We start from the raw sequence: 22,550 nt of genomic DNA, 5'->3' as shown, positions 1-22,550 counted from the left end.
CGCGTTAGTCGCAGCGGGGTGGGCTTTGGCGACGTCCTTCCTACCCCCTAACCCCCTCCCGTTTACGGGAGGGGGAACAGTCTGGAATTGGTCGTTAAGCGTCACAGCCCGATGCCACCATCGCCCCCCCTTTTTCCAATCCGGTATTTTGTATTGAACCCCGACCGGCGGCTCGCGCCTAGACCAGTGCCCCGCAAATTTCGGCATGGCATTTTTCGGCATAGCGGTCGGTCATGCCGGCGATGAAGTCGGCGATGTGGCGGCTGCGGGTCGGTTCCTCCAGCGCGCATTCGTCGCGCCATTCGGGCGGCATCAGCGCGGGGTCGGCCAGATAGGCGCGGAACAGGTCGATCACGATCACCCGTGCCCGGTCGGCGGCGGCGAGCTGGTCGGGATGATGATAGAGGGTCGCATACATGAAGCGCTTCAGCTCGCGTTCCTGCGCCGCCAGTTCGGGCGAGAAAGCGACCAGCGTGCGGCCCAGCGCGCGGACATCGGCGACCGTCTCAACCCCGGCGGCCGCGATATTGGCGCGGGTGGTGGTGAGCAGGTCATTGGCCATCACGCCAATCTGTTCGCGCACCAGTTCGCGCAGCAGCCGATCCTGCGGCACATCGGGATAGCGGGCCGTCACCCGATCCCAGCAATGGCGCACCAGCGGCACGGTCAAAAGCTGCTCCAGGCTCAGCAGCCCGGCGCGCAGGCCATCGTCAATGTCGTGATTGTCATAGGCGATATCGTCCGACAGCGCTGCCAGCTGCGCCTCCAGCGAGGCATGGCTGACAAGGTCGAGCGGAAACAGCGCGTCCAGTTCGCGCATCGCCCAGCCGGGCCTGGTCACCGGTCCATTATGCTTGGCCAGCCCCTCCAGCATTTCCCAGCTGAGGTTCAGGCCGCGAAAGCGCGGATAGGGCGAATCCAGCAGCATCAGCGTGCGCAGCGTATGCGCATTATGATCGAAGCCGCCATGATCCTCCAGCGCCGCCTCCAGCGCATCCTCGCCGGCATGGCCGAAGGGCGGATGGCCGATATCATGGGCCAGGCACAGCGCCTCGGTCAGATCCTCGTTGAGGGCAAGCGTGCGGGCGATGGCGCGGCCGATCTGCGCCACCTCCAGACTGTGGGTCATGCGCACGCGATAATGATCGCCGTCGGGCGACACGAACACCTGCGTCTTGTGCCGCAGCCGGCGGAAGGAGATCGAATGGATGATGCGGTCGCGGTCGCGCTGAAACACGTCGCGCGGGCCGCGCATCTCGCCGCCCGGTTCGGCATGGAGCCGCCCCCGGCTCTGGTCGGGCTGAGAGGCGTAGGATGCGAGCATCGTCATGCGAACCTCTTATTTGCTGCCCAGCTTTTCGACCACCTCGCCCGCATCGCTCTGCCAGGCAAAGGCGTCGGCGCCGGCCTTTTTGAGGTCCGCCTCGACCGTCCTGGCGCGGGTGAAGCTGGCAAAGGGACCGATCAACAGGCGGGACGTCTGGCCCCAGCTTGCGCTCCAGCCATCCTGCGGCGCGACCGCGTCATATTTGCCCTGCAAGCGCTTGAAGGTGAAGGCCAGCGCGCTCTTCTGCCCGGTGCCGATCTGCACCCAGTTGCGCGCGGGGTTGGCGGCCAGCCGCTTCTTTTCCTCGGCTTCCTTCTTCGCCTTGGCGTCGGCTTCCGCCTTGGCCTTGGCGGCGGCCGCCTTCTTCGCCTTGTCGGCCTCCGCCTGGCGGGCGGCGGCCCGGCGGGCGGCCTGCAGCTTCTCGACCTCGGCCAGGTCGACCGCGACCACGTTCGAGCGGCGCTCGCTGTCGGGCACGTCGATGGCGTGAATGATGTCGGCCAGACTGCGCGTCGCCTCCGGCGCCGGCTGCGGCGCAGCGCTGTCGGCCGGCGGCGTAAATTGGGTGGCGACCGGCGCCGATGCCGTCTCCGCGGGCGGCGTGCCCTGCGGCGCGGGCGGGGTCACGCTCGACGCCTGGGCAAGGGCGCTCGAATTGAGCTGCGAAGCGGCGCTTGGCTGGCCGGTGGTCGGCGCCGGTGCGGTGGAGCGCGGGGCGCCGCCGTCCAGCGCGTCGAGGCCCGGCGCAGGCGGCCCCTGCACATCGGCCGATGCGCTGCGGACCGGGGCGGGAGTTGGTGCCGGGGTTGGCGCGGGCGCTGGCGTCTGGGTGGTCGCCTGACCGGGCACCGGCTGCACCATCTCCGAACGGGCGCTCTGGCTCGGCGTCGGCTGGACGACCGGCTGGCGTCCGCGCGTGTCGGCGGGCAGCGGCTGGACCGTTGCGGGCGCAGGCGTCGGCGTGGGGGCAGCAGGCTGCGTGGCTTGTGCGGCAACCTGCGTCCGGCTCTGGGTCGACGCGGGCTGGCTGGCGGCAGGCTGGCGGGCGCGGGACTGGCTAGAGGGGGGCGTGCCGAGCGGCGCGCGGGCCAGCGACGTGCCGCGCTGCCGGCCACTGCCGTTGCGGGTCGTGCGGCGATCCCCCTGGGCCGGCGCGGTCGACGCGGCGGCGGCAGGTGCGGCGTCGCGCGACGCCAGTTGGACACCCGGCGCCGGCGGGGTCGGCACGATCGGCGTGATGCTGGTCGCGACCACCTGCGGGAAATGACCGAAATGGACCGCAGCCGCCTTCTGCGCCGCCGTCAGATAGGGCATTTTCTGCATATAGGGGGTGATGGCGCTCGCCAGCTGGGCCGGCATGGTCTGGTCGACCACCTTCTTGGCCTCGGCCTGGCGGTTGTTCATCGCCAGGATGAAGGCATTATAGCGCCAGGCGGCCCGGTCGCTCTTGTAGAGCAGCGGCTGCAACACCTTGTCGGCGGCATCCACCTGCCCCGAAATACCAAGCGAGGCAGCGTAGCGGCGCACCAGTTCGGCATCGTCCGGGGTGCGCTGCAGGGCGGCATGATAATCGCGCTGCGCCCCGGCCTGGTCGCCGGTCATGTCGCGCGCAAGGCCACGGTCGCCCTGGATGGTCGCTTCGGGATAGCCGGCACGGGTCGCCTGGTCGAACAGGCGCAGCGCTTCGGCCGGGTTCTGCATCTTCAGCATGACCCGCCCCAGGCCCGCCTTGGTGCGTCCATTATTGGGCTGGATCGCGTCGGCGCGGGCAAAGAAACCGGCGGCCGCGCGGGCATCGTCCAGCTCCAGCGCGGCTTCGCCCGCCCCCACCAACGCGTTGAAATCACGCGGATTGGTGGCCAGTTTCGCCAGATTATTGTTGAGGTCTGCGGCGCCCGAGGGCCGGACCAGATCGGCCTGGTCGGTTTGCGCCTGCGCAGCCGTGGCAAGAAGCAGGCTGCCGAGAATCCATAGATGAGATCGTGTCACATGGCTGCCTTAGCGGATCGCGGAAGCAATGGGAAATGACCTGCACAAAAAAGCGCGCCGGGTCGCCCGAAGCGACCGACGGCGCGCCTTTGGCAGGCCGGTGCGGGCCTATGCCCGCACGCTGGCCTTACTGGTTGTTCTGGCGGTTGAGGAAACGCGGGATATCCAGACCCTGCGTGCCTTCTTCGGCGCCCGGTGCCTTTTCGCTGCCACGGGTCAGGCCGGCCATACGCTCGAACAGCGTGCCACCGGTCGCGACGCGCGGCGCCGGCTGGGCGGGCTTGGGCGCGGCTTCCGGTGCGGTCGGTTCGGCTGCTTCGGCGCCGAGCAGCAGTTCATCCTGCGAGGGATCCTCGTCGGAGAAGACGGCGGCGGGACGCGCAGGCGCGAAGGCCGGCGGTGCCTTTTCGGCGGCAGGCGCCGCGATCGGCGCGGGCGCCGGGGCTTCGGGCACGTCCAGTTCCAGCGCTTCGGGCTCGGGCGCGGCGACCGGGGCCGGCGCAGCAGCGACCGGCGCGGCCGGCGCGGGCGCGGCCACCGGTGCCGGACGCGGTGCCTGCGGCACGGCGACGGCCGGACGGCTGGCAAAGCTGAACGGCTGGGTCAGCGGCGCGGCCTGGCTGCCGACTTCATTGTCGATGCCGGTCGCGACGACCGATACGCGGATCTTGCCGTTCAGATTGTCGTTGAAGGCGCTGCCCCAGATGATGTTCGCATCGGGATCGACCAGTTCGCGGATATGGTTGGCGGCTTCGTCGACTTCCATGAGGCGCATGTCGTCGCCACCGACGATCGACACGATCACGCCCTTGGCGCCGCGCATCGACACGCCGTCGAGCAGCGGGTTGGCGATCGCCTTTTCCGCCGCCTGAAGCGCACGGCCGTCGCCTTCCGCTTCGCCGGTGCCCATCATCGCCTTGCCCATTTCGCCCATCACCGAACGGACGTCGGCAAAGTCGAGGTTGATGAGGCCCGGCATGATCATCAGGTCGGTGATCGAGCGCACGCCCTGCTGCAGCACCTCGTCCGCCATCTGGAACGCTTCCTTGAAGGTCGTGTTCGGGTTGGCGATCAGGAACAGATTCTGGTTCGGGATGACGATCAGCGTGTCGACATGCTTCTGCAGCTCGTCGATGCCGCTTTCCGCCGACTTCATGCGGCGATTGCCCTCGAAGGTGAAGGGCTTGGTCACGACGCCGACGGTCAGGATGCCCTTTTCACGCGCCGCCTTGGCGATGACCGGGGCCGCACCGGTGCCGGTGCCGCCGCCCATGCCGGCGGTGATGAAGCACATATGGGCGCCTTCCAGCGCCTGTTCGACGGTGATGATCGTTTCCTCGGCCGCCGCGCGACCGATTTCGGGGCGCGAACCGGCGCCCAGACCCTCGGTGATCTGCGGGCCAAGCTGGATGCGCCGTTCGGCCGGCGAGGCGTTCAGCGCCTGCGCGTCGGTATTGGCGACGATGAAGTCGACGCCCTCGACGCTGGCCGCGATCATGTTCGCGATGGCGTTACCGCCTGCACCGCCAACGCCTATCACCGCAATGCGTGGCTTCAATTCATCCACATGCGGCGGGCTGATCTCGATGCTCATATACTTTGCTCCCTCAGCTTCCTCGTCAGGAAGTGACAACCGTCATCAATTGTTAACACCAGAAAATAGAGTATTTCACCTGCTATTTTCGTTTTCGTTCAAATTCGCTCAGTAATTCGTCCGCATCGCCCGCATCATGCGCTGCCACCATTGCGGGGCGCCCAGACGATGCACGGTTTGCGGCGCAGGCGCCATCGCCCTAAGATCAACCGGGTTTGAAGCGCCGTAAAGCGCCAATCCGGCCAAAGTGGCGAAGGCCGGGCCACTATGCGCTTCGGGCATGGCTGACAAGCCGCGCGGGCGACCGACCCGCACCGCACGCCCCAATGCACCTTGCGCATAGTCGGCAATGCCCTTCATCTCCGCGCCGCCACCGGTCAGCACGACCTGGCGCCCGGTGCTGTTGAAGCCCATGCCGGCCAGCGCCGCATTCACTTCCGCCATGATCTGGTTCAGCCGTTCGCAAATGACGCCGACCAGCGCTGCGCGGGTGATCTTGCCGCCTTCCGCATTGGGGCCGGCGCTCTGCCCCGGAATGGCGACATCGCCATGGGGCGTCGCGATCTCGATCATCTCGCGGAAGTCGCGGCGGTTCTGCATCGCCGAACCATAGAAGCATTTGATCCGCTCCGCCTGGCTGCGGCGAATGCCAAAGGCCGAAGCGATATCATCGGTGATGTCGGACGCGCCCATCGGGATCGAATGCAGCCCCACCAGCATGCCGCCGGCATAGAGCGAGACATTGGTGACCCCTGCCCCCATCTCGACCAGCGCCACGCCCAGGTCGCGCTCCTCTTCCGACAAGCAGGCAAGCCCGGTCGCGATCGGCGAAGCGACGATCGAATTGACGTTCAGATAGGCGCCACGCACGCACAGGTCGAGATTGGCGAGCGGCGCGCCATCCGCCAGCACGACATGGATGTCGACGCCCAGCAGATCGGCATGCATGCCCAGCGGCTTCTTCACCGGCACCTTGCCATTGATGGTGAAGCAGGTCGGCTGCGCGTGAAGGATGATGCGGCCATCGGGGTCGATACCCTGCTGGCCGGTGGTCAGCAGATCGTCGATGTCCGGCTGCTCGACGCGATAGCCGCCCATGTCGCGCTCGACCGTGACGACGTCGCTCACCAGGCTGCCGCCCGAGAAGCTGACCCAGACATCCTCGATATTGGTGCCGGCGACACGCTCGGCCTGTTCCACCGTCTCGCGCACGGCCAGTTCGGTGCGCTCCATGTCGGCGATGAAACCGCGGCGCACGCCCCGGCTCTCGCGCTGGCCGGTGCCCAGGATCGCCAGCTCACCCGTATCGGTGCGCCCCGCGATCAGCGCGGACACCTTCCACGATCCGATATCGATCGCGGTGATGAGCTTTTCGACCTTGGGCTGTGCCATGACTTAGCCTTCCTCGCCCGCGGCAGGCGCACTTGCGGTCTTTTCCGCCTTGGCGTCCGCCGCTGCCGGCTTATCGCTGGTCTGGCCCTGCGGCAGACGCAGCACGAAACGATCGGGATCGCGCATGTCGAACTTGACGATGCCCCGGCCGAGCAGCCGGTTGACGCCATCCATGCGCGCGAAATTCACCAGCGCTGCCGCCGATGTCTGTTCGCCTTCAGGCAGCGACAGCGTCTCCCCAGACTGAAAGCGCAGATCCCAGCGACGGTTCCCGACCCAGGTTGCGCCAGCCAGCATCGGCTTCAAGGCAGGCGCGCTTTCCATCAGTTTGTTGAGGCCGGCGGTCTGGAGATTGGCGTTGGGGCCGACCACAAGTGGCAGGTCCGGCATCGCCCCGGCCGACACCGATTGCAGCACCACGCCGGCCACGTCGATCAGATGCAATTGCCCGTCATGCTGCCACACCGCGACCGGATCACGCTCGACGATATCGACAACCAGCGTGTCGGGCAGGCGACGGGAAATGCGCGCATCCTTGACCCAACCAAGCTTCAGCATTTCCTGCCGCACCTTGGGCAGGTCGAGCGAGAGCATCGAGCGATCGACCTGGCCAAGCGCGATATTATAGACCGGCATCTCGTCCATGCGCTCGACGCCGCGCACCTCGACCTTCTCCACCTCGAAACCAGCGCGCGCGGCCAGGCTTGCCGCCTGCTGGCGCGCCATGTCGGGCAGACCGGCATAGATGGCGATGGCGATCAATATGCCACCGAAGATCGCGAAGATGGCCCAGGTGGCCAGCTTCTGCAGCGTATCCTCGCTGATCGGCAGCAGTTCGAGCAGCCGATCGAACGAGGATTGGCGCTTGAGCTGGCGGCCACGGCCCGATCCGGCCTTGGCGCGCACCTTGCCCCGCGCCGTGCTCAGCCGCGCCGTGCCGCCGCGCCGGATCCGTGCCTCAGCCATTGCCAGCCCCCATGTTCGGCCCCCTCGTCAATGCTTCCTCGCAGATCCGCTCGACCAGCTCGGCATATTCGATGCCCAGCTTTTTCGCCTGTTCCGGCACCAGGCTCAAGGGGGTCATGCCCGGCTGGGTATTGACCTCCAGCAGGTAAAGCCCCTCGACGCCCTGGCTGTCGTCCCAGCGGAAGTCGGAGCGCGACGCGCCCTTGCAGCCAAGCAGCTGGTGCGCCTTGAGCGCGATCGCCTTGCATGCTTCGGTAATGTCGTCCGGTATCTCCGCCGGGCAGACATGTTCGGTCATGCCGTCGGTATATTTGGCGTCGAAATCATAGAAGCCGCTCTTGGGGCGCAGCTCGGTGACGAGCAGCGCCTCATCGCCCAGCACGGCGGTGGTCAGCTCGCGCCCGCGAATATAGGGTTCGGCCAGAAGCTCGGGAAATTCCTGCCAGGGGCCGACGCTGTCACGGGCGATGGGATTGCCATAATTGCCCTCGGCCGTGACGATCGCGACGCCGACCGAGCTGCCCTCATTGACGGGCTTCAGAACATAGGGGCGCGGCAGCGGGTCGCCGGCGTACAGGCTCTCGCTCGTCACGATATGGCCGCCGGGCATAGGGATGCCGTGCGGCACCAGCGCCTGCTTGGTCAGCTGCTTGTCGATCGCGATGACCGAGGTGGCGAGGCCGCTATGGGTGTAGGTGAGGCCCATCAGGTCCATCATGCCCTGCACCGTGCCATCCTCGCCCGGCACGCCATGCAGCGCGTTGAACACCACATCCGCCCCGGTTTCGGCCAGGCGCGCGGCGACGTCGCGATCCATGTCAATCCGCGTGACCCGATGCCCGCGCGATTCCAGCGCCTTGGCAACACCCTCGCCGCTCGACAGCGACACCGGCCGCTCCGCAGACCAGCCGCCCATCAATACGGCGACATGCCAGGGACCACGGCTCATGCGTAACACTCCAGATACATCGTCATGCCAGCGAAGGCTGGCATCTCACTGCCTTTGAACGCAGCGAAGGAAGAAAAGAGGGATCCCAGCCTTCGCTGGGATGACGGATTGGGAGCACAAATCACTTCGCCAACCCCACACGCTGGATTTCCCATTCCAGCTCGACGCCGCTCTTTTCCTTGACGCGGCGGCGGACTTCCTCGCCCAGCGCTTCGATGTCGGCGCTGGTGGCGTCGCCGGTGTTGAGCAGGAAGTTGGTGTGCTTCTCGCTCACCTGCGCGCCGCCCAGCGCGAGGCCGCGACAGCCCGCTTCATCGACCAGCGCCCAGGCCTTGTGCCCGTCCGGGTTCTTGAAGGTCGATCCGCCGGTCTTGCTGCGCAGCGGCTGGCTTTCCTCGCGCGCGGTGGCGATGCGGTCCATTTCCGCCTGGATTGCGGCCGGTTCGCCCGGTTCGCCGCGGAAGGTCGCCGATACCACGACCGCGCCATCGACCATGTTGGAATGGCGATAGCTGTAATGAAGATCGCGGTTGAGCAAGGTCACCTGCTCGCCCGAGCGCAGCACCACCTCGCATTCCACCAATATGTCCGCGGTCTCGCGGCCATAGGCGCCGCCATTCATCCGCACGAAGCCGCCGACCGTGCCGGGGATGGAGCGGAGAAATTCGAGACCGGCAATGCCTGCGTCCCGCGCGGTCGAGGATACGAGGATGCCCGACGCACCACCGCCGCAGACCAGGGTGGTGGCGTCCAGCGCCTCCACCTTGGCGAAGGGCTTGCCCAGACGCACCACCACGCCCGGCACGCCGCCATCGCGAACGATCAGGTTGGAGCCGAGGCCGAGCGCCATCACCGGCATCGCCGGGTCGAGCATGGCAAGGAAATCGGACAGGTCGTCGGCGTCCTTGGGCTCGAACAGCCATTGCGCCGCCCCGCCCGCCTTGAACCAGACGAGCGGTGCCAGCGGCGCATCGGCCTTGAGCGCGCCGCGAACGGCCGGGAGAGCAACCATTGTCGTCAACCGCGCACGCCCCAGAGATTCATCCAGCTCTTCATCGCCTTCATGCCCGCCTCGCCGGCCTGATGCGCCGCCATGCCGGTCTGCACCTGCTTATGTGCCGCCTCGACCATGTCGCGCGCGACCTCCACGCCCTGCATCTGCATGTCGATCATGCGCTTCTGCATTTCCAGGCCGACATTGAAGAGCTCGAACATCAGGCGGTTTCCTTGACCTTGGCGGTGACCGCAGCGGACAGGCCCGCCGCCCATTTGGTGATGTCGCCGGCCCCCAGGCAGATGATCATGTCGTCGGCCTGGACATCGGCGGCGATGACGCGGGCAAGATCGTCCGCATCGGCGACGGTGGCGGCGTTGCGATGGCCACGGCGCTTGAGCCCGGCGACCAGCGCTGCGCTATCGACATCCTCGATCGGCTGCTCGCCAGCGGTATAGACCGGGGCGGCATAGACGATGTCGGCGTCGTTGAAGGCCTGCTGGAAATCATCCATCAGGTCGCGCAGGCGAGTGAAGCGATGCGGCTGAACCACGGCGATCACCCGGCCCTTGGCGCCTTCGCGGGCGGCGGCGAGCACCGCCTTGATCTCGACCGGATGGTGGCCATAATCGTCGATGACGGTGGCCACGCCTGCCCCCGCCGGGATTTCCCCGACCTTGGTGAAGCGGCGCTTCACGCCGCCGAACTTGGCGAAGCCGGTCTGGATGGTCGCGTCATCAATGCCCATCTGCAACGCCACGCCGATCGCGGCCATGGCGTTCAGCACATTGTGGCGGCCGGGCATCGGCAGTTCGATGCCCTCGATCCGGCGGGTCGCGCCATCGCGCTCGCGGATCTGGACATCGAAGCGATTGCCGCCGGGCACCGGCTGGACATTCTCGCCGCGAATATCGGCCTGGGCGGAGAAGCCATAGGTGACGATGCGACGGTCCTGCACGCGCGGCAGGATAGCCTGCACCTCGGGATGGTCGAGGCAGAGCATCGCCGCGCCATAGAAGGGCACATTCTCGACAAACTCGACAAAGGCGTCCTTCACCGCGTCGAAGCTGCCATAATGGTCGAGATGTTCGGGATCGATATTGGTCACGACCGCGATCGTGCCATCGAGGCGCAGGAAGCTGCCATCGCTCTCATCGGCTTCCACGACCATCCAGTCGCTGTTGCCCAGGCGCGCGTTGGAGCCATAACTGTTGATGATGCCGCCGTTGATGACGGTCGGATCGACCCCGCCCGCGTCCAGCAGCGCCGCGACCATCGAGGTGGTCGTGGTCTTGCCATGGGTGCCGGCGATGGCGACCGTGGATTTGAGGCGCATCAGTTCGGCCAGCATTTCCGCGCGGCGGATTACCGGCACGCGATTTTCCAGCGCCAGCTCGACTTCCGGATTGCCCCGCTTGATCGCGGTCGAGGTGACGACCACGGCGGCATCGCCCAGATTTTCAGCCTTGTGGCCGATCATCACCTTGATGCCTTTGGCGCGCAGCCCTTCCACGACATAGCCTTCGGCGACGTCGGATCCTTGAACCTTGTAACCCAGATTATGCATGACTTCGGCGATGCCGGACATGCCGATGCCGCCAATGCCGATGAAATGGATCGTGCCGATGTCGGTGCCGACACCCTTCATGCCTGATATTCCTTGTTCCAATATCCGTTCGCCCTGAGCGAAGTCGAAGGGCCCAGCAGAGCCGCAGGCGAAGCGGCTTCGCTCCGCTCAGCAGAGGGCTTCGACAGGCTCAGCCCGAACGGGGAGAGATATGTGCGGATCATGCAGGGACGCCCTGCAAATTGAGCGTGGTCGGCGTGGGGCCGACGCGAAGCGGGTCATTCATGATCGGCGCGGGGCCGATGCTTTCGAGCAGGTCTGCCATGTCGCGCGCCGCATCCGGGCGGCCACAGGCACGGGCGCGCTTGGCGGCATTTTGCAGGGCGCCGGGTTCCAGCGCCATCTTCTGCATCTGCTTGGCCAGTTCCACCGCGGTGAAGCGCGACTGGGGGATGGTGCGGGCGCCGCCGGCTTCTGTCATCTCGCGCGCATTGGCGGTCTGGTGATCGTCCATGGCGCTGGGCAGCGGCACCAGGATGGCGGGACGGCCGGCACAGGTCAGCTCGGCCAGGGTCGATGCCCCTGCCCGCGCGATCATCAGGTGCGACCAGCCCAGCTTTTCGGGCACGTCGTTGAAATAGGTGGCGAGATCGGCCGGGATCTCCATCTCGGCATAGGTAGCGCGGACGCGCTCGATATCCTCGGCGCGGCACTGCTGCGTCACCTGAAGGCGGCGGCGCAGCGCGATCGGCAGCATCGACAGCCCTTCAGGCACGACGCTCGACAGGATGCTTGCCCCCTGGCTGCCGCCGATCACCAGCACGCGGAACACGCTCTCGTCGGTCAGCGCGGGAAATTCCTCGTCGCGCAGCGCCTTCACTTCCTCGCGCACCGGATTGCCGACCAGATGCACCTTGCCGGCATATTTGTCCTTGAGGCGCTCGACCACCGGATAGGCGGTGGCGATCGCGTCGACCCGGCCGGCGAGCAGGCGGTTGACCCGGCCCAGCACCGCATTCTGTTCGTGGATCGCGGTCGGGATGCCGTCGGCCAGCGCGCCCAGCAAAGCGGGCATGGCGGGATAGCCGCCAAAGCCGACCACGGCAGTCGGCTTGAACGTGTCGTTGAGACGGCGAGCCATCGCACGGCCGGCCAGGATCGCCTTCAGGGCGCCGGGCCAGCTCGCCGGATTCTTGGTCATGCGGCCCGCCGGCATGACATGGACCTGCGCCTTATCGAAGATGCCGGGGATCTTCGCGCCCCGCTCATCGGTGACGAGGGCGACATGATGGCCGCGCGCCATCAGTTCCTCTGCCACCGCATGCGCGGGAATCATGTGACCACCCGTCCCGCCGGCGGCGAGGACGAAGTGACGGGAAATGCTCATCGACCACTCCATTTGACGACCGTGTGCCGACCCATGAAGGGGTTGCGCCGCGTGAATGCGAGCAGCAGGCCGACGCCGATACAAAGCGCGAGCATAGAGGAGCCACCGTAGCTGATAAAGGGCAGCGTCATGCCCTTTGACGGAAAAATCTGCGCATTGACGCCCATATTGATGATCGCCTGCAGCCCGAACTGGGTGGTGAGGCCGGCGGCGGCGAGGATGGTAAAATTATCCTCCTCGTCCAGCAGGCGCAGCAGCACGCGCACGACGATCGCCAGATAGACGCAGGCGATGGCGATGCAGGCGAGCAGGCCGAACTCCTCGCCGATCACCGAGAAGATATAGTCGGTATGGGCTTCGGGCAGGCGGAACTTGTTCTGGCCGCCGCCCGGCCCGACGCCGGTGAAGCCGCCATGGGTGATGGTGCGGAAGGCCAGGTCCGTCTGGTCCGGGCCGGTATCCATCTGGACACCGATGCCCAGGAAGTCGTTGATGCGCTGGCGGCCATTTTCATAGAACATGTAGACCGCGACCAGCCCCGCCAGCGCCAGCCCGCCCAGCATGGCGATCCAGCGCATTTCGAGGCCCGAGAGCATCAGCAGCACGCCCCAGCAGGCCAGGAAGATGACCGTCTGGCCAAAGTCCGGCTGCTTCATCAGGATCGCGGCGATCAGCAGCGTCATGGCGCCGGTGAGCGGCATCACCGGCAGGCTCTGATCCTTGGCGCGCAGCGACAGCAGCCAGGCCAGCGTCACGACATAGACGGGCTTCAGAAATTCCGAGGGCTGAAAGCGGAAGCCCGGCAGGTCGATCCAGCGCTTGGCGCCGTTCACGGTGGAACCCAGCAACGGCACGAACAGCAACATCAGGAAGAAGAAGACGGCCAGGAAGATCGCCAGTCGCCGCGCCTGTGGCCGGGGCAGCATGGAGATGACCAGCATGATCGGCAGGCCGATGAACACCCACATCAGCTGGCGATAGAAATAGATCAACGGATTGACCGCCACCTGCGCGGTCGAACGGTCGATCGCGGCCACCGGCGATGCGGCGGCCACGGCGACCAGCCCGATCGCCATCAGCGCGACGATCAGCGACAGCAGCACCCGGTCGATTTCCCAGAACCAGATGGCCAGCGCGGTACGCTCGCGCGGCACGGTGCGGGTCTTGAAGCCCTTCACCAGTTCGCCCGCCCTGAACATGCCCTTACGTCCCTCGCTATCCATCCCGTTGCCCCCGATCGCCCTGCCTATTCCAGTGCGTTCTATTCCAGCGCGTTCACGGCCGCGGCAAAGGCATCGCCGCGCGCCTCGAAATCCCGGAACTGGTCGAAACTGGCGCAGGCCGGCGACAGCAGCACGACATCGCCCGGCTGGGCGATGCGCGCGGCGCGACGGACGGCGGCGCTCAGCATCTCGCTGTCATCGACCGCCATGTGCGGCCGCAACAGGTCGGCAAACATGTGGCCCGCCTCACCGATGGTGTAGGCATGGGCGATATTGCCATAATAGGGCGCGCATTCGTCCAGATTGTCGGACTTGGCGACGCCGCCCAAAATCCAGTGGATGCGCGGCTTGCCATCCCTGGCCGGCCAGGCGCCCAGTGCCGGCGCGGTCGAGGCGGCATTGGTCGCCTTGCTGTCATTGACATAGAGCACGCCATTATGTGTGCCCACCGCCTGCATCCGGTGCGGCAGGCTGGCATAGCTGGCGAGCGCGGCCATGATGGTCGCGTCGTCGATGTCCAATGCCCGGCCGACCGCGATCGCGACCGCGGCATTCTGGGCATTGTGCGGCCCCTGCAGCGACGGCCAGCCAAGCTGAGCCTCCGGATCGATATCGGCGGCCTTCACTTCGCGCAGTTGCGCCGGGGCCGATGCGGCGATGCCACGGCTCGGCTCATCCTCGGTCGCGATGACCGCGACATGGTCGGCCGACTGCATGGCGAACAGCCGCGCCTTCGACGCGACATAGCCGGCAAAGCCGTTGTAGCGATCAAGATGGTCGGGCGTGATGTTGAGCAGCACAGCGACATCGCAGTCGAGGCTGTGGGTGAGGTCGATCTGGTAGCTGGACAGTTCCAGCACATAGACGCCCACGCCGTGCAGGTTCGGCTCCAGCGGCTCCTGCCCCAGGATCGGCAGGCCGATATTGCCGCCCATCCGCGCCGGGAAGCCCGCCTGCTCGATGATGTGATGGATCAGCGCCGTGGTGGTCGACTTGCCGTTGGTGCCGGTGATGCCGACGACCTTGTGCGGCGGCAGCGTCGGCCGGGCGAGCGCGAACAGTTCGATGTCGCCGATGATCGGCACGCCGGCGATCTTCGCACGCATCGCGATCGGATGCTTGTTGAGCGGCACGCCCGGCGACACGACGATGCCGTCGAAACCGGCCAGGTCGATCTCCATCGGGTCGCCGAATTCCAGCGTCGCACCAGTTGCCGGAAACGCGATGCGGTCGATTGACTCATCTGTAGCGCGGTTGAAGCTCCCGCGAACTGCCTCAATGCTAGCTGGATTGGAATCCCAAGCAGTGACCCGCGCGCCGCTTTCGATGAGACATGCGACGGTGGCAATACCCGACCGCGCCAACCCCAGCACGGCATAGCGTTTCCCGCGAAAGACGTCTGAAACGATCATCCGCTTACCTCAGCTTCAGCGTGGCGAGGCCGGCGAGTGCCAGCACGAAGGAGATGATCCAGAAGCGGATCACCACGGTCGGCTCGGCCCAGCCAAGCTGTTCGAAATGATGGTGGATCGGCGCCATCTTGAACACGCGCTTGCCGGTCCGCTTGTAGAAGAAGACCTGGATGATGACCGACAGTGCCTCGACCACGAACAGGCCGCCGACGACGCCCAGAACGATTTCATGATGGGCGGTGACCGCAATCACGCCAATCGTGCCACCCAGCGCCAGACTGCCGGTATCGCCCATGAAGACGGCGGCCGGCGGCGCATTGAACCAGAGGAACGCCAGCCCCGCGCCGATGATCGCCCCGCACAATATGGTGAGGTTGCCCGCGCCCGGCACATGCGGGATGCCCAGATAGGTGGCGAAGTCCGCGCGGCCGACCAGATAGACGATCGCCATGAACGCCATGCAGGCGATGATGACCGGCATGGTGGCGAGGCCATCGAGCCCGTCGGTCAGGTTCACCGCATTGCCGAAGGCAACGATGACGAAGGCGGCGAACAGGAAATAGAAAGGCCCAAGCTCGATCGCAGGCCCATTGTAGAAGGGCACATAGAGCGCGGTGTTGCCATGCTGATTGACGATCATCCAGGCGGCGAAACCGGCGATCAGGAACTCGAAGGCCAGGCGCATCTTGGCCGACAGCCCCTTGTGGCTGGCCTTGGTCACCTTGTCATAATCGTCGAGGAAGCCGATCGCGCCGAAACCCAGGGTCACGAACAGGCAGGCCCAGACATAGGTGGAGGACAGGTCCATCCACAGCAGCACCGATACGACCATGGAGGTCAGGATCATCAGGCCGCCCATGGTCGGCGTGCCGCGCTTGGCCAGATGGCTCTGCGGCCCGTCGCTGCGGATCGGCTGCCCCTTGCCCTGGCGCACGCGCAGCCAGCCGATGAACTTGGGGCCGATGACGAGGCCGATGATCAGCGCGGTCGCAATCGCCGCGCCCGCCCGGAAGGACAGGTAGCGGATGAGGTTGAAGGCCCCCGCAAAATCCAGGGTCTGGGCAAGCCAGTAGAGCATCAGTCTTTATCTCCGTCGCGGGCGGCATCGCCAAGGGCGGCGACCAGGCGGGACAGCCCGATGCCATTGGAGCCCTTGACCAGGATCGCGTCACCCGCACGCATTTCCTTGTTGATCAGATCGGTGGCCGACGCGGCGTCCGGCACATGGTCGAAGGCGACGAGGCCGCCAAGAGCGTCGGCCAGCGGCGCCATCTCCTCGCCCACCAATATCGCATAGTCGACGCCATTCTCGCTCAACGGTTGCGAGAGTGCGGCGTGCAGTTCGGTGCTGCGGCTGCCCAGTTCGCGCATGCCGCCCAGCACGGCGATGCGGCGGTCGGCCTGCTCGCGCCCCAATTGCTTGAGCGTCGCCGCCATGCTCAAGGGGTTGGCGTTATAGCTTTCGTCGATCAGCAGCGCCTCGCCCCCCGCCACCGGCAGAATGCGGCGCGCGCCGCGTCCGGGTAGGCCCGGCATTTCCGCCAGCGCCAGGCCCGCAGCGGCCAGATCGCCGCCCAGCGCCTCGACCGCGGCCAGCACGGCGAGCGAATTGGACACCCAATGGTCGCCCGGCGCGCCGACGGTGAAGCAAAGCTCCACCCCCGGCAGCGCCGCGGTCACCAGCGTGCCGCCCCCCGGCGCCGGCACGGTATCGCGCACGAAAATATCCGCCTCCGGGCTGAAGCCAAAGGTCAGGATATGATCGGCATGACGCTCCGCCTTGCCATAGAGGGTCGCGACATGCGGGCTGTCATAGGGAATGACAGCGGTGCCGCCCGGCTCCAGCCCCTCGAAAATCTCGGCCTTGGCTTCGGCGATCTTTTCCTCGGTCCCGAAAAATTCGATATGGGCCGGCGCGATGGCGGTGACGATCGCCACGTTCGGGCGCACCTGCCGCGTCAGCGCAGCCAGTTCGCCGGCATGGTTCATGCCCATTTCGAACACGCCATAGGCCGCATCGCGCGGCATCCGCGCCAGACTCAGCGGCACGCCGACATGGTTGTTATAGCTTTTGACCGAACGATGGACGCCGCCCGGACAGGCCCGTTCAAGGGCATGGAACAGCGCTTCCTTGGTGCCGGTCTTGCCGACAGAGCCGGTCACGCCGATGATCTTCGCGTTGCTGCGCTTGCGTGATGCACGGCCCAGCGCCTCCAGCGCGGCGGCACTGTCGGCCACCAGCACATGGGGATAGTCGACCGGCTCGCTGACGATTGCGCCGGCCGCGCCCTGGGCGAAGGCCTTGTCGATGAATTTGTGGCCGTCGGTCGTTTCGCCCTTCATCGCGACGAACAGGTCGCCCGCGCCCACCTCGCGACTGTCGAAGGCAACGCCAGAAACGGCGAACGGCGCCGACACGGCGCCGCCCGTAGCGTCTGCGATCTCGGCCGAGGTCCAGAGATCGCTCAACCCGCGCACTCCCGTGCCACGGTGACATCGTCAAAGGGTAGCACCCGGTCGCCGATGATCTGGCCCTGCTCATGCCCCTTGCCGGCGAGCAGGACGATGTCATCGCCCCCCGCCTGGCCGATGGCGGCGGCGATCGCCGCGCGGCGGCCGCCAATTTCCTCCGCCCCCGGCGCGCCCGCCATCACGGCGGCACGGATCGCGGAGGGTTCTTCCGAACGGGGATTGTCGTCGGTGACGATGACATGGTCGGCCAGTTCGGCGGCGACCTTGCCCATCAGCGGGCGCTTGCCGGCATCGCGATCACCGCCCGCGCCGAACAGCGCGATCAGCTTGCCCCGTGTATGGGGACGCAGCGCCTCGATCGCGGCGCGCAGGCCGTCGGGCGTATGGGCATAGTCGACATAGACGGGCGCGCCCGCCTTGCTGATGACCGCGCGTTCCAGGCGGCCGCGCACCGGCTGGACCCGACCCAGCAATTCCAGCACCTTGGCGGTATCGCCGCCGGTCGCGATGACCAGACCGGCCGCCGTCAGCGCATTGGCCGCCTGATAGGCGCCGATCAGCGGCAGATTGACCTTGTAGAGCTTGCCATCGGCTTCGATCTCCAGCGTTTGGCCCAACTGGGTCGGGGTGCGGTTGGCAAGACGCAATGCCTGCCCCTGCACCCCGACGCTCAGCACACGAAGCCCCCGCTTCGTAGCCCGCTGGATCGCCTTGTCCGACCATTCATCGTCGGCCCAGATAACGGCCGCGCCGCCATCGCCCACGACTTCGTCGAACAGGCGCATCTTGGCGTCGAAATAGCTGTCCATGTCGCCATGATAATCGAGATGATCGCGCGACAGGTTGGTGAAGGCGCCGGCCGCAACCGGCAGCCCCTCGGTGCGATACTGGTCAAGGCCATGGCTCGACGCCTCGAACGCGGCATGGGTGATGCCCTCGCGCTTGAGGCCCGACATGTTGGCGAGGAAGGTGACGATGTCCGGCGTGGTGAGGCCGGTCGACACCTGATCGACCGAGGTGGTGACGCCCAGCGTCCCGATCGAGGCCGACTTGTGGCCCAGCATGCGCCACAGCTGGCGCGCCAGCTCGACCGTGCTGGTCTTGCCATTGGTGCCGGTGACGGCGACGGTCACATCAGGGAAAGGCGCGAAATAGCGCGCGGCCAGTTGCGCGAACAGGCGGCGGGGATTGGCGTCGGCGATATGCACCGCGCCCTCGACCTTCGCCTCCGGCCGGGCGACGATCGCGACCGCGCCCGCCTTCACCGCATCGGCAATAAAATCCTCACCATTGACGCGCAGGCCCTGAAAGGCACCGAAGATGGTGCCCGGCGCGACCTTGCGATTGTCGATGGCAAAACCCGTCACGGACGTGTCGAGGCCGGTGTTGCCACCGACCTCGACGCCCAGCTCCTCGATTAGCGACCCGAGGCGCATCACTCTGTCTCCTTGTCGCCGTGCAACAGCGGCATCAAATCCGAAATATCCACGTCCCGCCGCTCGTCCGGCATCACCCCAAGCATCGGCCCGGTGCGCTCCACCACCCGCTTCACCACCGGCGCCGCCGTCCATGCAGCGGTGCGCAGGCCATATTGGCCCGTCGCCTCGTCCATCGTAACGAGAACCACATAGCGGGGATTGTCCATCGGGAAGGCGGAAGCGAAAGTCGTCACCAGCGAAGTCTTGTTGTAGCGCCCTTCCTGGGGCTTTTCAGCGGAACCCGTCTTGCCGCCCACCCGGAATCCCTTGGCGTCGGCGCTACGCCCTGTACCCGCCGACACGATCATCCGCAACAGCTGGCGCATGCGCGCGCTGGTCGCGGCGGAAAAGACGCGGCGCCCCTCGGGCACTTCATCGGCCTTGAGCTTGCGGATCGTCGCCGGGCGCCAGATGCCGCCATTGACCAGTGCGGCATAGGCCGCCGCCAGATGCAGCGGCGTCACCGCGATGCCATGGCCGTAGGAGGTGGTCATGCTGGTGATCCGGCCCCAATTGGTCGGCCACAGGCCACCGGCACGCTCATTGAACTCGATCGGCGCACGCTGGTCGAAATCCAGACTGCGGAACAGCTTCTGCAGCGGCGCGGCGCCCATTTCGTCGGCGATCCGGGCGGTGCCGATGTTGGAGCTGTGGACCAGGATTTCCGGCACGTTGATCCAGCGGCCGAGCGAATGGTCGTCCTTGATGCGGAAGCCGCCAACGGCCAGCGGCGCGGTCGCGTCATAGCGCTTGCTCATCGAGGTCACGACGCCCGCATCCATGGCCGCCGCGATCGACAGCGGCTTGAACGCCGAACCCAGCTCATAGCGGGCCTGGACCATATGGTTGCAGAGCGGCGATTCGGAACAGCGCTTGCCGGCATAATTTTGCAGCTTGTTGGGATCGAACACCGGGATCGATGCCATGGCGATCACTTCGCCGGTATTGACGTCCAGGATGATGCCGCCGGCACCCTTGGCCCGCGTCTGGACCAGCTGGGCATAAAGCTCGCTTTCCAGCGCGCCCTGCACCCGGCTGTCGATCGACATGGCGAAGGGCCGGCTACGCTGCGCCGGATCGATCATCCGATCGTTGAACGCGGCCTCCACGCCCATGCCGCCCTTGCCCTCAGCATTGGGGGCAAAGCCGAGAATATGCGCGGCCAGCGTGCGCTGGGGATAGAGGCGCTCCTTCTCGCGCGGAAATTCGATGCCGATCTCGCCCAGCGCGTTCACCGCGGCCACTTCCTCGGGCAGCGCGCGCCGGCGCAGATAGGCCCAGCCGCGCCCGGTCAGCTTCTTGGCGAAGACTGTCTCGGATTCGTCCGGGAAGATTTCGTGCAGCTTGCGCGCCAGTTCGTCGGGATCGCCGATCAGCTTGGACGGGCGCACCGCGATCGAATAGGCGTCCATGGTCCGCGCCAGCGGCACGCCATTGCGGTCCACAATGTCCGCGCGCGCCGGGGTGAAGCCCGACAATCCATCGCCATTGCCGTTGCCGCTCGCGAAAATGCCGACCCAGGTCAGTCGCAGGATCAGCACGGCCGTGATCATCATGAACAGGATCAACAGCAACATCAGGCGATTATGCGCGATCGCCGTCAGGTTGACCCGCTGCCGCCCGGCACGGGCGCCGCCCGGCTGGACGATGATCGTGGCCATTAGCGACCTCCCTTTCGCTCGCGCGCCGCACGGGCGCTGAGGTCACCCATGGTGCTGTCGTCCAGCAGCTTGGCATCCAGCATCGCCATGCGCTCGGCCCGGCGCGCGACCGGATTGGGCCGCGACACGTCGGCGTCGGCCTTGGCGCGCTGTTCGGCGAGCTTTACCGGCGCGGCGGGCTTGGCCAGCTTCTCGACATTGTCGGCGGCATGCGCCTCGCGGATCACGGCGATATCGCTGCGGATCTGGCTGGCGGCGGGGCTGGCCGGCGCGGCCTGCGGCGCGGACGGCAGATCGGCCGGCGTCTCGACCATCGCCACCATCACCGGCGGCGCGACATAGTCCGGGCCGTTGGGCTGGACGCCATCCAGATGCGCCAGCGCCTGTTCGCCCGCCAGATACTGGCCAGCGGTCGGCGTCGCATACATGAAGTCGTCCTGGTTCCACCGCTCCAGCTGGCGCATGCTGGCGCGCGCGCTGAACTCGGTTTCCAGATAGCGGATATCGCCGCGCGCCTGCGCGATCTGCATCCGCACCCGCATCACATCATTGCGCTCGGTCGCGACCTTCAAGGAGACGAGATAGGCGCCAAGCGCACCAAGCGCGACCAGCAACACCCAGATCAGGCTCTGCAATCTCTTGACCGCGATCATGGCCGGGCACTCCGATGGGCATTGGCAACAGGGGCGCCGGTCCGCACGGCGCTGCGCAGGGTGGCGGAACGGGCACGCGGATTGCGCGCCAGTTCCGTTTCGCCGGGCTTTACGGCCTTGGCGGGCTTTTCGAATGCAGGCGCGACCTCGACCTTCTTCTCGGGCAGGTGGCGCGATCCGCCCGCCTCGCTGCCGCTGCGCTTGCGCAGGAACTGCTTGACGATGCGGTCCTCCAGACTGTGGAAGGTCACGATCGCAAGGCGGCCGCCCGGCTCCAGCAGCGCTTCCGCCGCTTCGAGCGCACGCTCCAGCTCCTCCAGTTCGCGATTCACATGGATGCGGATCGCCTGGAAGGTGCGGGTCGAGGGATCCTTCTTGTCATGCGGCTTGTAGCCCAGCGCCCGGCGCACGACGGCAGCAAGCTGCCCGGTCCGCTCCAGCGGCCGCGCATCGACAATCGCGCGGGCAACCCGGCGCGACCGCGGCTCCTCGCCATAGCGATAGATGACGTCGGCAATATCCTCTTCCGCGGCGGTGTTGAGGAAATCGGCCGCGCTCATGCCGCCCTGGCTCATCGTCATGTCGAGCGGGCCGTCCGCCTGGAAGGAAAAGCCACGTTCGGGCCGGTCGAGCTGCATCGACGACACGCCGATATCCAGCGTGATGCCCGACACGCTGCTGACGCCGCGCTCGGCCAACAGCTCCTCCATCCGCGAAAATTCGCCGGGGATCAGCGTGATACCCTTTTCATCGGCCAGCGCCTGCCCTTCCCGGATCGCATCGGGGTCGCGATCGAAGGCAAAGACCTGCGCGCCAGCCGCCGCCATGGCGCTGGAATAGCCGCCCGCGCCGAAGGTGCCGTCGACATGCCGCTCGCCTGGGGTAATGGCGAGCGCATCGAGCACTTCGGTCAGGAGGACAGGGATATGCGGCGCAGCGCTCACTTGCCACCCTCCGCTGCGCGCTGTTCCAGCCAGCGGCGCACCTTGTTGCGGATCAGCGCCGGGCGATCCGGGCTTTCGACCAGCGCCTCGGGCTTCCAGATCTGGAAATAACGGCCAACGCCATAGAAGAACACGACGTCGGTGATACCGGCCTCTTCCTTGATATCGGGGTGCAGGAAGAAGCGGCCACCCTCGTCGAAATTCACGTCCTCGATCGTGCCCAGGCGATTCTCGCGCTCCAGATCACCATTGAACGGGCGATTGGCGGCGCGCGCCTCGCGCTCCAGCTCATTCACTTCCTCGAACAGGAACAGCTTGTGGGACAGGCCGAAGCCGGTGGCGCAACCATTGTCCATATGGACCGACAGGCACAGACGGTTCTCGCCGCCGCTCGCCAGCTTCACCTGGCGGCGCATCTCCAGGGGCAGCACGAAACGGCCCTTGCCGTCCGCGACGCTGAACGCGTTGCCCGAATAGAGAATGACGTCCGACACGCTGGAAATTCGCCCCTTTTAAGCAGGGCGCAGGCTTCCCGTCCCCGG

19 protein-coding genes are annotated in these 22,550 nt (G+C 66.5%); all 19 read right to left on the bottom strand.

Features of this window, described 5'->3' with window-relative positions; translation table 11 throughout:
• Positions 1-178: 178 nt before the first annotated feature.
• On the bottom strand, positions 179-1,330 hold the full coding sequence (locus tag HH800_RS03440; RefSeq protein ID WP_169860191.1) for a deoxyguanosinetriphosphate triphosphohydrolase: 1,152 nt from the start codon (positions 1,328-1,330) through the stop codon (positions 179-181).
• A 9-nt stretch (positions 1,331-1,339) separates the two neighbouring features.
• On the bottom strand, positions 1,340-3,316 hold the full coding sequence (locus tag HH800_RS03435) for a tetratricopeptide repeat protein (RefSeq protein ID WP_169860190.1): 1,977 nt from the start codon (positions 3,314-3,316) through the stop codon (positions 1,340-1,342).
• A 127-nt stretch (positions 3,317-3,443) separates the two neighbouring features.
• Complete coding sequence (ftsZ, locus tag HH800_RS03430) at positions 3,444-4,910, bottom strand: cell division protein FtsZ (RefSeq protein WP_017501206.1); 1,467 nt, start codon at positions 4,908-4,910, stop codon at positions 3,444-3,446.
• Positions 4,911-5,018: 108 nt separating this feature from the next.
• Entirely contained in the window at positions 5,019-6,302 is a 1,284-nt protein-coding gene (gene ftsA / locus HH800_RS03425) for a cell division protein FtsA (protein WP_004207952.1), read from the bottom strand.
• Positions 6,303-6,305: 3 nt separating this feature from the next.
• Positions 6,306-7,268 carry a cell division protein FtsQ/DivIB gene (locus HH800_RS03420; RefSeq protein ID WP_037510504.1) on the bottom strand — a complete coding sequence of 321 codons (963 nt, stop codon included), beginning with the start codon at positions 7,266-7,268 and terminating at the stop codon, positions 6,306-6,308.
• Positions 7,261-8,217, bottom strand: coding sequence for a D-alanine--D-alanine ligase (locus HH800_RS03415; protein WP_169860189.1), 957 nt, complete (start codon positions 8,215-8,217; stop codon positions 7,261-7,263). The genes HH800_RS03420 and HH800_RS03415 overlap by 8 nt, the downstream gene beginning before the upstream one ends.
• A gap of 121 nt (positions 8,218-8,338) precedes the next feature.
• On the bottom strand, positions 8,339-9,229 hold the full coding sequence (murB, locus tag HH800_RS03410) for a UDP-N-acetylmuramate dehydrogenase (RefSeq protein WP_169860188.1): 891 nt from the start codon (positions 9,227-9,229) through the stop codon (positions 8,339-8,341).
• Positions 9,230-9,234: 5 nt separating this feature from the next.
• Positions 9,235-9,432 carry a hypothetical protein gene (locus HH800_RS03405; RefSeq protein ID WP_169860187.1) on the bottom strand — a complete coding sequence of 66 codons (198 nt, stop codon included), beginning with the start codon at positions 9,430-9,432 and terminating at the stop codon, positions 9,235-9,237.
• The gene (gene murC / locus HH800_RS03400) at positions 9,432-10,859 is read right to left on the bottom strand and encodes a UDP-N-acetylmuramate--L-alanine ligase (protein ID WP_007711639.1); all 1,428 of its coding nucleotides are present in this window, start codon (positions 10,857-10,859) and stop codon (positions 9,432-9,434) included. Before murC ends, HH800_RS03405 begins: the two co-directional genes overlap by 1 nt.
• Before the next feature lie 139 nt (positions 10,860-10,998).
• Positions 10,999-12,165: an undecaprenyldiphospho-muramoylpentapeptide beta-N-acetylglucosaminyltransferase gene (gene murG / locus HH800_RS03395; RefSeq protein WP_004207959.1), complete on the bottom strand. Its 1,167-nt coding sequence runs from the start codon at positions 12,163-12,165 to the stop codon at positions 10,999-11,001.
• A complete protein-coding gene (locus HH800_RS03390) occupies positions 12,162-13,364 on the bottom strand; it encodes an FtsW/RodA/SpoVE family cell cycle protein (RefSeq protein WP_010336276.1) in 1,203 nt (400 codons plus the stop codon). The genes murG and HH800_RS03390 overlap by 4 nt, the downstream gene beginning before the upstream one ends.
• Positions 13,365-13,426: 62 nt before the next feature.
• On the bottom strand, positions 13,427-14,800 hold the full coding sequence (gene murD, locus HH800_RS03385) for a UDP-N-acetylmuramoyl-L-alanine--D-glutamate ligase (protein WP_169860186.1): 1,374 nt from the start codon (positions 14,798-14,800) through the stop codon (positions 13,427-13,429).
• Positions 14,801-14,804: 4 nt separating this feature from the next.
• Complete coding sequence (gene mraY, locus HH800_RS03380; RefSeq protein ID WP_017501213.1) at positions 14,805-15,878, bottom strand: phospho-N-acetylmuramoyl-pentapeptide-transferase; 1,074 nt, start codon at positions 15,876-15,878, stop codon at positions 14,805-14,807.
• Positions 15,878-17,269: a UDP-N-acetylmuramoyl-tripeptide--D-alanyl-D-alanine ligase gene (locus HH800_RS03375; RefSeq protein ID WP_069336258.1), complete on the bottom strand. Its 1,392-nt coding sequence runs from the start codon at positions 17,267-17,269 to the stop codon at positions 15,878-15,880. Before HH800_RS03375 ends, mraY begins: the two co-directional genes overlap by 1 nt.
• A complete protein-coding gene (locus HH800_RS03370) occupies positions 17,266-18,708 on the bottom strand; it encodes a UDP-N-acetylmuramoyl-L-alanyl-D-glutamate--2,6-diaminopimelate ligase (RefSeq protein WP_169860185.1) in 1,443 nt (480 codons plus the stop codon). The genes HH800_RS03375 and HH800_RS03370 overlap by 4 nt, the downstream gene beginning before the upstream one ends.
• Positions 18,708-20,411 (bottom strand): peptidoglycan D,D-transpeptidase FtsI family protein, encoded by a 1,704-nt coding sequence (locus HH800_RS03365; protein WP_169860184.1) that lies wholly within the window; start codon positions 20,409-20,411, stop codon positions 18,708-18,710. The genes HH800_RS03370 and HH800_RS03365 overlap by 1 nt, the downstream gene beginning before the upstream one ends.
• Complete coding sequence (locus tag HH800_RS03360; protein WP_004207966.1) at positions 20,411-21,064, bottom strand: hypothetical protein; 654 nt, start codon at positions 21,062-21,064, stop codon at positions 20,411-20,413. Before HH800_RS03360 ends, HH800_RS03365 begins: the two co-directional genes overlap by 1 nt.
• Positions 21,061-22,008 (bottom strand): 16S rRNA (cytosine(1402)-N(4))-methyltransferase RsmH, encoded by a 948-nt coding sequence (gene rsmH / locus HH800_RS03355; protein ID WP_169860183.1) that lies wholly within the window; start codon positions 22,006-22,008, stop codon positions 21,061-21,063. Before rsmH ends, HH800_RS03360 begins: the two co-directional genes overlap by 4 nt.
• Positions 22,005-22,502, bottom strand: coding sequence for a division/cell wall cluster transcriptional repressor MraZ (locus HH800_RS03350; RefSeq protein WP_004207968.1), 498 nt, complete (start codon positions 22,500-22,502; stop codon positions 22,005-22,007). The genes rsmH and HH800_RS03350 overlap by 4 nt, the downstream gene beginning before the upstream one ends.
• Positions 22,503-22,550 lie beyond the last annotated feature (48 nt).

It is taken from the genome of Sphingobium yanoikuyae (assembly GCF_013001025.1).
Lineage (GTDB): Bacteria > Pseudomonadota > Alphaproteobacteria > Sphingomonadales > Sphingomonadaceae > Sphingobium > Sphingobium yanoikuyae_A.
The sequence above is the reverse complement of the archived record's forward strand: the minus strand, read 5'-3'. Positions and strand labels throughout refer to the sequence as shown.

Excerpts from the sequence above, each read along its gene's own strand:
- murB (WP_169860188.1), bottom strand. The coding sequence starts at position 9,229 with ATGGTTGCTCTCCCGGCCGTTCGCGGCGCGCTCAAGGCCGATGCGCCG.
- murD (WP_169860186.1), bottom strand. The coding sequence starts at position 14,800 with ATGATCGTTTCAGACGTCTTTCGCGGGAAACGCTATGCCGTGCTGGGG.
- HH800_RS03370 (WP_169860185.1), bottom strand. The coding sequence starts at position 18,708 with ATGCGCCTCGGGTCGCTAATCGAGGAGCTGGGCGTCGAGGTCGGTGGC.
- murG (WP_004207959.1), bottom strand. The coding sequence starts at position 12,165 with ATGAGCATTTCCCGTCACTTCGTCCTCGCCGCCGGCGGGACGGGTGGT.
- ftsA (WP_004207952.1), bottom strand. The coding sequence starts at position 6,302 with ATGGCACAGCCCAAGGTCGAAAAGCTCATCACCGCGATCGATATCGGA.
- HH800_RS03420 (WP_037510504.1), bottom strand. The coding sequence starts at position 7,268 with ATGGCTGAGGCACGGATCCGGCGCGGCGGCACGGCGCGGCTGAGCACG.
- HH800_RS03360 (WP_004207966.1), bottom strand. The coding sequence starts at position 21,064 with ATGATCGCGGTCAAGAGATTGCAGAGCCTGATCTGGGTGTTGCTGGTC.
- ftsZ (WP_017501206.1), bottom strand. The coding sequence starts at position 4,910 with ATGAGCATCGAGATCAGCCCGCCGCATGTGGATGAATTGAAGCCACGC.
- HH800_RS03365 (WP_169860184.1), bottom strand. The coding sequence starts at position 20,411 with ATGGCCACGATCATCGTCCAGCCGGGCGGCGCCCGTGCCGGGCGGCAG.
- HH800_RS03405 (WP_169860187.1), bottom strand. The coding sequence starts at position 9,432 with ATGTTCGAGCTCTTCAATGTCGGCCTGGAAATGCAGAAGCGCATGATC.
- HH800_RS03415 (WP_169860189.1), bottom strand. The coding sequence starts at position 8,217 with ATGAGCCGTGGTCCCTGGCATGTCGCCGTATTGATGGGCGGCTGGTCT.
- HH800_RS03390 (WP_010336276.1), bottom strand. The coding sequence starts at position 13,364 with ATGTTCAGGGCGGGCGAACTGGTGAAGGGCTTCAAGACCCGCACCGTG.
- HH800_RS03440 (WP_169860191.1), bottom strand. The coding sequence starts at position 1,330 with ATGACGATGCTCGCATCCTACGCCTCTCAGCCCGACCAGAGCCGGGGG.
- murC (WP_007711639.1), bottom strand. The coding sequence starts at position 10,859 with ATGAAGGGTGTCGGCACCGACATCGGCACGATCCATTTCATCGGCATT.
- mraY (WP_017501213.1), bottom strand. The coding sequence starts at position 15,878 with ATGCTCTACTGGCTTGCCCAGACCCTGGATTTTGCGGGGGCCTTCAAC.